This window comes from Brevibacillus nigriterrae, assembly GCF_049846925.1.
In the GTDB taxonomy this organism is placed as follows: domain Bacteria; phylum Bacillota; class Bacilli; order Brevibacillales; family Brevibacillaceae; genus Brevibacillus_H.
The window spans coordinates 58,775-72,235 of sequence record NZ_JBNCMT010000009.1 but is presented as its reverse complement, the minus strand read 5'-3'; the positions used below and the strand labels follow the sequence as shown (position 1 = coordinate 72,235).

13 protein-coding genes are annotated in these 13,461 nt (G+C 43.6%); 7 read left to right on the top strand and 6 right to left on the bottom strand.

All coding sequences use genetic code 11. The features are described from left to right. The first annotated feature begins 8 nt into the window (after nt 1–8). Nucleotides 9–506, top strand: coding sequence for a hypothetical protein (locus ACPW7N_RS08915; RefSeq protein WP_425650707.1), 498 nt, complete (start codon nt 9–11; stop codon nt 504–506). On the opposite strand, the gene ACPW7N_RS08910 is transcribed toward ACPW7N_RS08915, so the two are convergent. From ACPW7N_RS08910 to ACPW7N_RS08895, 4 genes are all read right to left on the bottom strand, one after another. Then, nucleotides 484–2,454 (bottom strand): methyl-accepting chemotaxis protein, encoded by a 1,971-nt coding sequence (locus tag ACPW7N_RS08910; protein WP_425650706.1) that lies wholly within the window; start codon nt 2,452–2,454, stop codon nt 484–486. The genes ACPW7N_RS08915 and ACPW7N_RS08910 overlap by 23 nt on opposite strands. A 183-nt stretch (nt 2,455–2,637) precedes the next feature. Beyond that, on the bottom strand, nt 2,638–3,192 hold the full coding sequence (locus ACPW7N_RS08905; RefSeq protein WP_425650705.1) for a C40 family peptidase: 555 nt from the start codon (nt 3,190–3,192) through the stop codon (nt 2,638–2,640). 131 nt (nt 3,193–3,323) lie between these two features. Further along, entirely contained in the window at nt 3,324–3,758 is a 435-nt protein-coding gene (locus tag ACPW7N_RS08900; protein WP_425650704.1) for a hypothetical protein, read from the bottom strand. 117 nt (nt 3,759–3,875) lie between these two features. Beyond that, nucleotides 3,876–5,210, bottom strand: a complete 1,335-nt coding sequence (locus ACPW7N_RS08895) for a PhoH family protein (protein ID WP_425650703.1) — start codon at nt 5,208–5,210, stop codon at nt 3,876–3,878. Nucleotides 5,211–5,396: 186 nt separating this feature from the next. Here ACPW7N_RS08895 and ACPW7N_RS08890 point away from each other — a divergent pair, with 186 nt between their 5' ends. The 3 genes from ACPW7N_RS08890 to ACPW7N_RS08880 all read left to right on the top strand — a co-directional run bounded on the left by ACPW7N_RS08890 (nt 5,397) and on the right by ACPW7N_RS08880 (nt 8,710). Beyond that, entirely contained in the window at nt 5,397–6,005 is a 609-nt protein-coding gene (locus ACPW7N_RS08890; RefSeq protein ID WP_425650702.1) for a YhcN/YlaJ family sporulation lipoprotein, read from the top strand. Nucleotides 6,006–6,230: 225 nt separating this feature from the next. Beyond that, nucleotides 6,231–7,271 (top strand): aldo/keto reductase, encoded by a 1,041-nt coding sequence (locus ACPW7N_RS08885; protein WP_425650701.1) that lies wholly within the window; start codon nt 6,231–6,233, stop codon nt 7,269–7,271. A gap of 182 nt (nt 7,272–7,453) precedes the next feature. Next, nucleotides 7,454–8,710, top strand: a complete 1,257-nt coding sequence (locus tag ACPW7N_RS08880; protein ID WP_425650700.1) for a helix-turn-helix domain-containing protein — start codon at nt 7,454–7,456, stop codon at nt 8,708–8,710. A 51-nt stretch (nt 8,711–8,761) separates the two neighbouring features. Here the strand turns inward: ACPW7N_RS08880 and ACPW7N_RS08875 are convergent, their stop codons facing one another. Continuing rightward, nucleotides 8,762–9,214, bottom strand: coding sequence for a pyridoxamine 5'-phosphate oxidase family protein (locus ACPW7N_RS08875; RefSeq protein WP_425650699.1), 453 nt, complete (start codon nt 9,212–9,214; stop codon nt 8,762–8,764). Between the two features lie 134 nt (nt 9,215–9,348). Between ACPW7N_RS08875 and ACPW7N_RS08870 the strand changes: the two genes are divergently transcribed. Further along, nucleotides 9,349–9,690 carry a DUF5665 domain-containing protein gene (locus ACPW7N_RS08870; protein WP_425650698.1) on the top strand — a complete coding sequence of 114 codons (342 nt, stop codon included), beginning with the start codon at nt 9,349–9,351 and terminating at the stop codon, nt 9,688–9,690. A 48-nt stretch (nt 9,691–9,738) separates the two neighbouring features. Here the strand turns inward: ACPW7N_RS08870 and ACPW7N_RS08865 are convergent, their stop codons facing one another. Further along, the gene (locus ACPW7N_RS08865; RefSeq protein WP_425650697.1) at nt 9,739–11,106 is read right to left on the bottom strand and encodes a hypothetical protein; all 1,368 of its coding nucleotides are present in this window, start codon (nt 11,104–11,106) and stop codon (nt 9,739–9,741) included. A gap of 161 nt (nt 11,107–11,267) precedes the next feature. On the opposite strand from ACPW7N_RS08865, the gene ACPW7N_RS08860 reads away from it, so the two are divergent. Further along, nucleotides 11,268–12,206: an ArsR/SmtB family transcription factor gene (locus ACPW7N_RS08860; protein WP_425650696.1), complete on the top strand. Its 939-nt coding sequence runs from the start codon at nt 11,268–11,270 to the stop codon at nt 12,204–12,206. Continuing rightward, nucleotides 12,203–13,441, top strand: coding sequence for an MDR family MFS transporter (locus tag ACPW7N_RS08855; RefSeq protein ID WP_425650695.1), 1,239 nt, complete (start codon nt 12,203–12,205; stop codon nt 13,439–13,441). The genes ACPW7N_RS08860 and ACPW7N_RS08855 overlap by 4 nt, the downstream gene beginning before the upstream one ends. Nucleotides 13,442–13,461 lie beyond the last annotated feature (20 nt).

Below are 13,461 nucleotides of genomic sequence, written 5' to 3'. Positions count from 1 at the left end.
GTGTCACAATGATACAACAGATGATTGTCGTTGAATTGGAAATGCCCAAAAATAAATTGCCCGGATTTTATGCGCAAATCGTTCATAAAATTGGCGACCAGGTTAAAATATTCGACCGTTATCTTGTCCTGTTTGTGGTCGAGGATCATACACAAGCAGCCAAACTGCACCAAATTTTCGATAAATATCAGGTGAATTGGGACGATTACAAGGCATGGGTACTGCCCCCGGATACAAATATCCCCTTGATCGATCAGTTTGGCTTTACCGGAATCCTGGGAAACAAGTTCTTGTTCACCCATCAGGCAACACCATTCCAATTACAAGGGGATGCAGGCAATTCCCATTTGGCTGTCACCGAGCAATTGCAAGATCACATGATTGCACAAGTGCCAAGTCCAACAGGAACCATTTATTTTATTGACTCATCATACCTCGATGTAGCCATTCAGCTAGCACAGCGTTACCAAATAGGTATCGCTGTTATAAACGGAACTTCTCAATAAGATGCTGAAGTTCATGCGCTTTTTGACTCAACGATAATGATGATGCGGAGATTTCTTCAATTGCGATCAACTGTTCCTTGGACAGAGCATTCACTCGATCAGCATTGTATGCCGAGTCCTTGGCGATTCGTGCCATGTCGTCTACCGATGCTGCGACTTCTTCTGAACCGGCAGACATTTGTTGGGAAGTGGCAGAAATCTCTCTGATCTGGTCTGCAACATTTTGGGATGACTCATAAATATGTTTGAACGCTTCACCTGCTTCAACGACTACAGTCAGCCCTTCTTTGACCTCTTTTACCACCGTATCCATGGAAATGACGGCTCGTCCCGTATCAGTCTGGATTTCCTGAATAAGGGAAGTAATCTGACTGGCAGATGCATTCGACTGTTCTGCGAGTTTACGCACTTCATCAGCAACGACCGCAAATCCTCTGCCGTGTTCACCTGCACGGGCAGCTTCAATTGCCGCATTGAGCGCAAGCAGGTTGGTTTGTGCAGCAATCGCTGAGATCACCTCAACAATTTGTCCGATCTCCTGTGAGCGTTCACCCAGCTTTTGAACGATAGATGCGGAACCTTGAACCGATTCGTTGATCATGCCCATTTTTGATACAGTATGCTGGATGGACTGATTCCCTTGACTTGCTTCGCTTGTTGTTTCGTTGGCTGCATCAGACACCTGTGAAGAAGACTCCGCAATTCGCTGAATGCCAACTGCCATCTCTTCCATCGCTTTGGCGCTTTCTTCTGCTCCCTGTACCTGATTATGGGCACCTGCCGATACTTCGTCGATTGCCCTGCTCACATGTTGTGTTGCTTTGCTGGTCTGTTCTGCGTTGGCAGACAGTTGCTCAGCCAGAGACGCTACTTGTTCTGTTGTATCCGACAACTGGTGCAATACACCACGTAATGAATCACTCATCTTGTTAAAGCTGATGCTTAATTGACCCAGTTCATCATTGGTATCAACAGTAATATGCTGTGTGAGATCACCCTCACTAACCTTCTGCGATGCGTCCACCAATCGATGAAGTGGTTTGATAATCGAGCGATTGATGAAATACGTTTGGACCAATCCGAGTAAAATGGCCAGCAGAATAACAATTGCTGTTGTTACGAATATTGGCTGTGCCGCATTGGAAACCTCAGTTGATTGCATCGAGCCTGCAATTTTCCACCCAGTAAGCTTGTTGGTCAAGTAAGTTGCTTTCTCCAGCCCGTTTGCCGTTTGAATATCCAGCATACCTGTTTCATTGCTACCAAACATCTCACCTACATAGACTTCCTTGTTTTCTTCACCTATGGTGCCTGTCGGATGAACTAGATACTTTTTGTTCTTATCCAAGATAAACACATATCCATTCTGACCAATTTTGGCTTTCTTGGTCAGCTCTTTTAGGTAATTTAGACTGATGTCAAGAGCGATAACACCGCTACCGTCGGATGTGCTGCGGGACGCACTTACAACGATCTCACCAGTTGCAGCATCTACATAGGGATCAGTCAATACGACCTGATCTTTTTTGTTCATGGCATCCTGGTACCATGGGCGTATGCGAGGATCATAATCCTTTGGTAATTCTGTCTTTGGTGAAATAATCATTACCCCTGAACTTGTCCCCACATAAGTGTTTTTAATCTCGGGGTGAATTTTCTGATAGCGGTCAACAATTTCCTGTGCCATGGGAGAACCCGTCCCGGCATAATGCTCGGATTTGATGGTATTTCCCAACAATTCAACATCCTGAATTTTTGTCTGAAGAAATTGTGTAATACTGTCGTCCAACATGCGGATGCTCTCTCCAGAAGACATGCTGAGTTGATCTTCCAATTTGTTTTTAGCACTATTGTAAGCAGAGATGCCAATGATGAGACTCGGGACCAAAAGAAGTATAAGTGACGAAAATAACAACCGCTTTCTAATAGAGATACTGGAAAATTTCATACCTTTCTCTGTCTCCTTCAATGGACTGATTGTATCGAACTGTGTCGAATGCCATACATAAATATACCCTCATCAACTGGAAAAAGAAACATGATTTTCAAAAGAAAAATTTAAAAATATAAACCAGCAAAAAAGGCGCTATTCTTTCCAATTAGGAAGGAATGCGCCTGATATTTATCAACTTTATTTTACCAAGTCAAAACGGTACCCGAGTACTTTTCCGTTGTGTATGCTAAACAGCATTTGATAGGTCGAGCCCTTGAAAATCAGCTCTTTATCCCCCTGTGTTTCACCATAAGCCTGTTTTACTTTGTCAACCCCATCATAGACGGCTACCCCACGATTGGTTTTGATGGTTTTCCCCTCTTCTTCTGACATGCCTCCAGTCATGAGGCTCTCGACGACACCGTTTCTTACTTTCATGATAATTTGGGCTTTGCCAATCATGATCATTCCAGTGGATACGGTCCCTTCGCCACGAGCCAGTTGCTCGACAGTCAGGCTCTCTCTGGAAACAGCATCCATAAATTCATACTGTGTCGGTTTTAATTGATCCATGGCTTCCTTGATTCCTTGACCAAGATAAACGCCCATCATTCCGTACTCCAACTTGTTCTCTGGATCAAACTTTTCTGTGATCTGAGGTGCGGGATTGGGCGGTGTTGTTGTTTGTGTGCAACCTGTAATCAGTAAGCATACTGCGATAAGACACTTTGCCAGTAATCGGAAACTTGCCATATGGTAAGATCTACTCCTTTTTCCATGCTAACCATTGTGTTAAATGGTTTCATATCCCATATGTTTTCTATCTTATACCAGCAAATTTCATGGGGCAAGTTGTGTTTGACTAAGGATCGATTAATTAGCACCTATGACTTTTTGATTTTTTGTTTCGGTTTCGCAGAGCCATTATTCACGTTTTGTTTCAAACCTTCTAATATTTTCAAAAGGGAGTGGAAGAATGGAGAGCCGAAAACAGCAACGATCCCCCATATCCACAATACTTCCGCCCACGGGTCATTCACATAGACTTGCTCTTCACCAACTAAAATTTTACCGGGATCAATGCCGATTAGAGCAAAAATAATGCCTGCAGCGATTGTTGATATGGTCAGGTTCATAAATCTTTTGTAGTTGGAGAGCCGTGCTGCCAAATTGTGATTATCGATATCATCGTCATCCGCTTCATAATCAGTACCAAGGAATGGAATAATTGACTTGCATGCCTCTGTTACACCCGCCGCTGCGCTAGATACCGCAGTGATATAAATAAGAAATGAAATGGATGTATCCAAATCGACCATTGTCCCTCTCCCCCTTTTGTATTAGCGTATGGGGAAGGTCCTAGGAAATAGTACCAAAAAAAGCTTCTGTCTCATCGACAGAAGCTTCCTTTTATTTTATCTATTACAGGTGGTTTGCTACAGGATATCAGCAGATAACTGCGCCAGTATGCTTCGTTCCCCTTTCTCAAGCTTGACGTGTCCTGCTAATTTCTGATCTTTGAACATCTCAACAACATAGGTTAAGCCGTTATTGCTTTCATCCAGATACGGATGGTCAATTTGTTCGGGATCGCCCATTAACACAATCTTGGAGCCTTCTCCTACCCGAGTGAGGATGGTCTTTACTTCGTGTTTGGTCAAATTTTGTGCTTCATCGATTATGATAAATTGTCCTGGAATCGATCTGCCCCGAATATAGGTTAAGGCTTCAACTTGAATACTGCCCATACCCGCCAGGATTTTATCCAAATCTCCTGGCCTTTTTGTATTAAATAAATATTCGAGATTATCATAAATCGGTTGCATCCAGGGTCGAAGCTTTTCTTCCTTTTCTCCTGGCAAGTAACCGATATCTTTACCAAGTGGAACAATCGGTCTTGCTACAAGCAGCTTTTTGTATTTTTGCATGTCTTCAATTTGTAATAGTCCAGCAGCAAGAGCCAATAACGTTTTTCCTGTACCAGCTTTTCCGGTCATTGTAACGAGCGGAATGTCATCTCGCATCAACAGTTCAATGGCCATTCTCTGCTGGACATTTCGTGCCTTAATCCCCCAGATGGCATCGTCTTCACTGACCAGCATCTCCATTGTTTTTCCTTCTCCATCAACCTTGCCGATTGCGGAGATCGAAGGGTTTAACTCGTCTTTGAGAATCAGAAACTGATGAGGATGGAACAAGAGGTTAGGAAACGTACTTTGTAGTGACAGTTTGCGGTTCGCATAATAGCTCTTGATCGTTTCGGAATTAACCATCATTTTATAGTATCCAGGAAAAATACTGGAGTACTCTCTCACTACACGATCGGATAAAAAGTCCTCTGCGTTCAGCCCCAATGCATCTGCCTTAACCCTCATCAACGCATCTTTACTTACGAGTATGACTGGCCTCGGATCTGTAGAAACATTCTCTTCTTCTTGCAAATTAATAGCAACGGCCAAGATGCGATTGTCGTTTGTGATTTCGTGGAATTGCTTGTTTAACTTGTGCAGAGAAGAATGATTCAGTTCTACTCGTAACAAGCCCCCGGTCTCCAAAGTAACTCCCTGATGCAGATGACCACTTTTGCGAAAGCTGTCCAACAATCGTGATACATGCCTTGCATTTCGGCCAATCTCATCTGTGTAACGCTTTTTGGAGTCTACTTCTTCGAGCACTACGGCAGGGATGACGATCTCGTTATCCTGAAACGAGAAAATCGCCAGTGGATCTTGCAGGAGTACGTTTGTGTCTAGTACGTAGATTTTTCTCAAGATCTCGCCTCCTAATACCCTTCTCATATACTTTATGCAAATGGTGCAATGATGGTCTGATTCTTGATGGGCGATTGTATTTAAAGTGTATGTGCGTCTTACCTTTGTTAGACGAATTGGGAGGAATGAATCATCCTCTTTACGCAAACAATAAGCAGGCGAACTGGTGCGAATGTGAATGAGAGGATGATTTATGTGAAACAGATGATTCTCGTTGCAGTTATGACCCTCTTACTGACAGCTTGTAATACTGTAAATCAACCACCTGCCAACCAGGCGGCGCCTGCCCCAAATCAACAGCCCAAAGAAACGCAACGGGTACAACAGACAGCCCCGACACCCCAATACAATCAATCTTCGCAGGCTAAGGCCGAGCGATTGGTTCAGCTTGCTACAAGGGTCAAAAATGTGAATGATGCAACAGCGATTGTATTGGGTCGCTATGCAGTAGTGGGAATAGATGTGAAAGCAACACTTGATCGACCAGAAGTAGGTGTCATCAAGTATACGGTTGCCGAAGCTCTCAAAGAGGATCCTCAAGGTGCCAATGCAATTGTTACTGCAGACCCAGACATTGTTCAACGCCTGCGTGAGATGCAAGCCGATATCAGACACGGGCGGCCCATTGCAGGAATTATGGAAGAATTGTCTGACATCATTGGTCGTCTGATCCCGCAACTGCCACGAGATGTGGAACGCCGGGAACAACCGAATACCAAGCAAAACCAGCAAAGGATCAACAACAACACAGATTCTGAAACAAAAGGCAATACGAAAATTCCATTGCAAAAGTAAGTGATCACTTCCAAAGAAAAGAGACCAATCCGTTTTTTTATTGGACTGGTCTTTTTTGCTGACGCATTCACAAAGCTGTAAGATTTGTCACAGTAATTTGCAATGTAAACCTAATGACAATCGTGGTAAGATGTATGTATGACAAATATCACACTATCAAGAGCCTGTTCAAAAAGGAGAGAGCCACTTTTTGAACATCCTCTAAGTAAGGAGCGAATTTACATAATGAAATATAGAACATTACCAGGTACAAATTTAAGTGTTTCCGAAGTAGGATTTGGTGTTTGGTCCGTTGCTACCAAGTGGTGGGGCGTAACCGACGAGAATTTCGGTAAAAAATTGCTTCGCAGTGCGTACGAAGATTACGGCATCACCTTTTTTGATACGGCTGACGTGTATGGAAACGGTCTAGGTGAAACCATCCTGGCTGATACGTTCAAAGATATTCGTGACAAGGTAGTACTCGCTACAAAATTTGGTTACGATATTTACAATCTTCCAGGCGAGCGCAAAGGCCACTCGGAGCTTCCACAAAACTGGAGCAAGGAACACATCCGTTATGCTTGCGAACAAAGCTTGAAACGCATGGGAACGGATTACATCGATTTTTATCAGTTACATAATCCTCGCATGGAGTCAGTACTCAGCGATGACATCCATGAGACATTGGAACGCCTCAAAGAAGAAGGAAAAATTCGTGAGTACGGTGCAGCAATGGGACCAGATATCGGTTGGAAAGACGAGTCAATCGCTGCATTGAAGCGCCCTGGCTACGCTGCTATCCAAATCATCAACAACATCGTTGAGCAAGATCCGGCTCGTGATGTCATTCCTGTTGCTGAAGAACAAAAACGCGCCCTCATCGTTCGTGTACCGCATGGCTCAGGCTTGCTTGATGGCACGTACGATCCGGAGAAACACTTCGATAAGAGTGACCATCGCAATCACCGTCCACTTCACTGGATGCAAGCTGGTGTAGAAGTAGTGAATGAAATGAAAGAAAAAGGTTTGTTTGATGGCAAAGACAAAACAATTGGTCAGTTAGCAATCCAGTTCTCACTGTATAACCCTTCCATCGTTTCTGTACTACCTAACTTCACTAGTGAAGAAAACCTTCGTGAATTCGCTATGGCTTCCGAAGTAGCTCCGATCAAAAAAGAAGAGATGGAATTAATCGAATCCTTGTGGGTTGGCGGCTATGATGAGCGACTCCAGCAACCAATGTCCAACACGACCACCAAACCTACCCCTGTTCTACAGGCCTAAAAGGTATCATATAAAATTCTGATCGACTAAAAAATTCCTAGGATTAATCTCCTAGGAATTTTTTGCAACTAATTCATTTTTCAAGAGCTTTCTACCTATTTTAGTGCTATTTATATGCTTTCTGTAAGTATTCATAGTATAATAGGTTCTAGTTACAGTTTTCATAGAGGGTGAACCTAGAGATGACACAGGTTGGAAAACGACTGAGGGAATTTCGCAAAAGTTTGCAAATGACGCAAGAGGAACTCGCTTCCGATATTTGTAATCGCAGCTATGTAAGCCAAATTGAAAAAGGTCAGGTTATTCCCTCTCCAGAAATATTGGAACAATTGGCTAATCGCTTGAACCGAGATTTGAGTGACTTATGGCAAGAAGCTGGCAATCCTTCATTTACCCAGGTTGAGGTTCAAAATGCACTGAGACATATCATCAATCGAATCGAAGAAAATGAATGGGACATTGCTCGCAAATGGCTTACCAAACTATTACATACCACTCTATCTCCAACGGATCAGTGCAGGTTCAGTTGGGCCAAGGCACAAATTGCGGAGCATGACGATCCGTTCAGCGATATCGAATCCTTGTACCTGGAAAGCATAGAATTGGCACATGACCAGCAGGATATCCCCTCCTTAGTACGTTCCCTTGATTCGTTAGCACTCTACTATTGCCGGAACCAACATGCAGAAAAGGCGATTCCTCTGCTGATGGAGTGCTTCCAATTGATGCATCAGTTTTTTATATCTTATCGATCGAGAATTTCTGTTCACCTGCATCTTGGTCTTATGTCAGAAATGTTGGGTGAGTACCGTTCTGCTATTGCCCATCTTTGCCGAGCCGAGCAAATGAGCATCGCAGCGGATACGATGTACAAAACAGGAGACATTTACTTCATTCTTGGAAAATGTTATATGGGTCTCAAAGAGTATGCATTCGCCCAGCAATATTTCCTTCGAGCCATCAACTCTATTTCTCCTAATTCTGCTCAATTTTTGCTTATTTATCGAAATTTGGCAAAGTTGCATCGGATTACTTCCCGATTCGATCAAGCCAAGGACTATATAAATAAAGCATTCGAATATCTTGATGACCGTTGTCTCGTCCAAGATCGAGATGACCTTTATCTTGAATCGGCTCATATTCATAAGGAATGTCGAGAGTTTGAGAAAGCAAGGGAAATACTCCAATCCTTATTGGAAAGTGGTTCACCGAAAATGGCAGCTGAGGTTCATTTGCATTTGGCTGATATTTGTCAATTGGAAGGCGAGATCGAAAAAGCTCTCTCTTATCTCCAGCACGAAGCCCTGTCTGAAGTCAATGAAGTGCATTATTATTTAGGGCAGATTCATACGAAGAATGGTAATTTTGAAACGGCTTGTAAGCATTTTGAACGTTATTTCTATTTGCAAAATACGAGCAATATACGACAAGAAGAATAAAACGAGGAAACGGCCCTATCCGTTCCTCGTTTTTTCCTGTCCAATCGATATTCACTTGCGCAAAGCTGTCATAACCTGGTTATCCAATTTGGCAGCAGCGTTTTTATCGTATGTTTTTTCATATTGCGGCTCCACTGAAATCCGAGAACCATAGAACATGACATCGCGAACAGATTCAATCTGAACTTCTATCATCGCTAACTTCAACGGTACTTCCTCAAGTCGCTCAATCGCTAATGTGGCATTGCCGTTGATCGCGTATGTAGATCCTGCGCCGATTAGATTTAGAACTACTTTTGGTTCTTTTTGAATATTAGTGATGATGCGGGAGCGACTGTCTACGGCAAACCGGATGGTCTGGGGATTTGGAGAAAAAACCCAAGAGATGGAGCTTAGTGAAGGAGCACCTGTCTCATGATCAATGGTTCCTAACTGAACAAAACGCTCTTGTTGTAATAGTCGAAACAGCTCTTCCGAAAGTGAATTTGCAACAGTCTCAGCCATACCTTTTTCCTCCTTTTAACATTCGTATGATTATTGTACCTAGGGATACCCGATTAGGCAAATAGCGAACTTGCTGTTTGGTTTGCGTAGATCCTGAAGGGGACGGGTAAAATTATGAAGAGGAGGTTATGAATATGACTCAACCGCCATCATCAACCAAAGAACTCATGGAAAAACTGGATGTGCTCATTACTCGCCTGGATGAAATCGAGCAGTTCACCCACAGGATTGATCGTCTCTCCTTGTTTATCAAAAAGACAGAAATTGCTGATATCCTGTTAAATTACACAAAACCGCGAAGGCTATTCTTCACCAATTTCTTGGCTGGATTAGCTCGCGGTCTCGGATTGACGTTAGGAACAGCGATTGTCCTTGTCTTACTCGGCTCGGTAATTAAGCAGTTTATTTCTGTGCCGATTATTGGTGACTACATTGCCCAAATTGTTGATTATGTGAACAGTTACTACGTTCGGTAACTTATTTTTGGGAGAGTCCAGATTTTTTCGCTTTTCCATTAGGAAGTTTTAGTGTTTTTTTTTATCTTTTCCTTTGCCTTTCCCTTCTCCATCGTGATCATCATCATGATCGTCGTCATATTCTACTTCCCATTCACCATGTTTCGGTTTTTTCACTTCTACCTTTACCTTTTTGGCAGGTACTTGTGGTTGAGGCTTAACCGGCGTTGGAAGGATATTGACAGGCGTTCCATGTGCGATCAATGCTTGAGCTACGATTTTTTCACCATCGACAACCAAGATCGTTACTCCCTTGGAGCTGTACGAACGGTTTTTAAATGGCAAGCTTGCTTCAAATTGGTTCTTGTCTTTCCATTGGATCAGGTGCTTTCCACCATCTGGGGCGATAGCGTACAGCTTGTAATTGGAAGTGTCAACGGTTCCAGAAGCTTCGATTGTACCTTTCACTGTGACTGTTTTATTTTTTGGACTGATCGACGCTGTACCTTTAATGGCAAAGGTTGTTGGAGTCACTACATCAGGTACATCGATATTTGTCACTTCTTCTTTCTCAGAATCAATTTTTACTCCATTTTCATACGCTTCAATCAAGACTTCCTTGTAAGTTGGATTCTCCACATCAAAAGTTACTGAGAATGCCTCCGTTCCGTCCCACACTTTATCGAGAGAAGCTTCTTTTCTCACACTGTTATAGGTTACATATACCTGATCTGTCTTGGAGTCTACAATCCCAAGCACTTTCAAGTCTTTGCTGTTAGTACGATAGGTAGCAGTTGCATGAACAATGACATCATCTTCTTCAACCGTTCCTGTATTGACGCGAAGTTTTTCTGTCTCCAGCAGTTTGTCGTCATCATAGGCTTTTAATTCAACATACTGAGGTGTCGTACTGACTACTGCAGGAATGGTAACAGTGAACTTGTTGTCAACAAAATCAAACACCTCAATCTTCCCATTATTCGGAGTAGTAAGAACAACCTTGGTAACATCATTTGCCACCTTGCCCGTGATGTATACCATGTCATTTTTCACTTCTTGGTCCAATGTGATAAATCCTACTTCTTCATCAATACGAACTTCCAAATAAATATCTGTATAATGCTCCTTGTAGATTTTTTCCCACTCTTCTGGATGTTCTTCCATGTAGGTTGACAATTTTTCATTCAGTTTCAATTCATCCACAACTAGGTACAGATAGTCTGCTTGTGTTTTAAGCAAAAGATTTAATGTAGAAGGATCATTCTCAACCAGGTCTTTCAAACGGTAGCGAGTGTTCTCCTGATCTGCATTTGACATGACCACCTTGCTGGTTGTGTCAGAGGAAGTGGACGAGCTTGCCCAAACTGGTGTAAGTCCGCCCGCAATCGTCGCTACGGCTAAAACAGCAATTACTGGTTTGGTAAAATATTTCTTCATGTTGTTATTTCCCCTTTCGTATTGCTTTCATCCTCCAGACGCAGGGTGTTCTAAAAAGGTTGCAAAAAAGATTACACTTTTTTTCCTGCCCATTGATTGACACTCGATGAGATTTCATTTAGTATTTGATCTAACAAATCTATGTGTTCGATGGTGATCGAATGAATAAAATGTATTCTATTTGCACCGAATACTCTCCTGTGTATGAGTGCATTACCAGTTTCTATACGTTTATCCATTACAAGCATGTAAAATCCGTTCGTATGGGGCAGGATTGGTATGAACGAACCAAACAACAGCTCCCACCCTCCTTTGCCGCTGAATTGGAGGATGAACGTTGGGAGGTCTTGCACCGAGTTGTTTTACTGATTCCACAGTGTCCTGCAAAGAATACTGTGGAGGATTTTTTGCATTGGCTTGCACAGCTGCCAGCAGGTCAACTCTATGAGTTGCTTGCTCCCTGGGTAACGACCATGCCTCTTAACCTGAGTGAGGTTCGCGATAAAAGTGTCTCCTTGTTGAGAAATTGGAACCGGTACTACTTCCAGCACTTTGACCCCGCCATCCTTTCACAATTGGAAAAGGAAGCAAACCAACTGACACGACAATCCGAGCAGATGAGTCCAATTGACCTCATCGAAGAGAAAACAAACGGGATTGTCATTGAACCGAGTGATCATCTGCGGCAAGTGATTTTGATTCCCCAATACCACTCCTATCCGAGCTCGGTGCTTGATTTCTACGGGAATGCTGCAACCTGCCTGTATCCGACACGCTGCCCCGGTGATGAAGAAGTACAGCGGGTGGAGCATATTCTCCAGATGTCACAATGCCTCTCCGATGAGAAACGGCTTCGCATTTTGATGTACATCGCCGAAGGACCACGGACACTGCGAGAGATTCACCAGCACTCCAAATTAGCGAAAAGCACCGTCCATCACCACGTGACGGCTCTTCGGAAGGTTGGCTTTATCCGTGTACACTATGTAGACAATACGACACATTGTATTCCAGCTTATTATTCTTTGCGCAAAGGACAGTGGAATGAGTTGGCATCAGAACTACAAGCCCTCCTTGGTGACAGAAGGGAGTCGCAATGAATAAAATACAGGCTTACTTGCGTGAATACCATCCAATCGTTCATATTCTCATGGCGGGAACTGTTTTTATCACGTTGACCAGCTCCATGAGTATGCCTTTTTTAGCAATTTATTTGCGCCAGACTACCCCGCTGGATTATGCAACCATCGGCATGATCATCGGTGCAGGTCCATTGGCTGGTGCAATGGGCGGATTCGTAGGAGGCATGCTCTCAGATTTCCTGGGGAGAACTCGACTAATGGTTCTATCCTTGCTCACGCTTGCCTTGGTCTTCTTCGGTTTAGTCCTTACAACAAACCCGATCCTCTTGACCATCCTCAGTATTTTCCGGGGATTGGCGGGCTCTTTTTTCGGTACGATTTCCAAAGCGTTAATGGGGGATTTGACCCCCGAAGATAAACGTTTTCGCATGTTTGCCAATCGCTATCTGGCAGTCAATCTAGGGTTTTCAATCGGTCCGATGGTTGGCGCACTGTTAGGAATTGGGGGCAGCTCACTCACCTTTGTCATCGCCAGTGGAATGTATGTGATTTTTGCCCTCTCGCTTGTTGTTCTTTTTCGACACATGCGAGTGGAGTCAAACAACGCTCCTTCCGAACAACCACTATCCGTTATCGATGTTTTGAACGTCTTGCGGAAAGATCGGATTCTCTTTTTGTTTCTAGTTGGCGGTACTTTTCTTTTTACTGTCCATGGTCAAATGTCAGTTACACTCTCGCAATACCTGGAAGCGTCCTTTGAAGATGGCGTTGCCTTGTTTGGAACGCTCATGAGCATCAACGGTATCAGCGTGTTGCTGTTGCAGGTACCATTAACGAGATGGTCTGAAAAGTTCAGCTTGTTTCAGCGAATCGTTCTGGGGAGTATGGGGTTTGCCTTAGGAGAAATCGGGTTTGCTTTTTCCAACGGATGGGCATGGTTCATCCTGTCGATGATCGTGTTCACTGTCGGTGAGATTCTGGTAGTGCCTGCTGAGTATGCACAAATTGATCAGATCACCCCGCAAGGCATGAGAGGCACATACTATGGGGCACAAAGCTTCTGTGATCTGGGCGGGTTCATCGGCCCATGGGTCGGCGGGATGGTGCTTGCTTCCTATGGGGGGCCGAGCATGTTCTTGCTGATGGCCGCCATTTCGCTAGCCAGTCTCATTTTCTTTGCCAAAGGACGGCAATTGTTTCTGGCAAAAACCACTCCGCACGCACCAGATCTGGCACAGCCGATTGCAAAGTAGGAAATTCCCTTCCTTTTTAT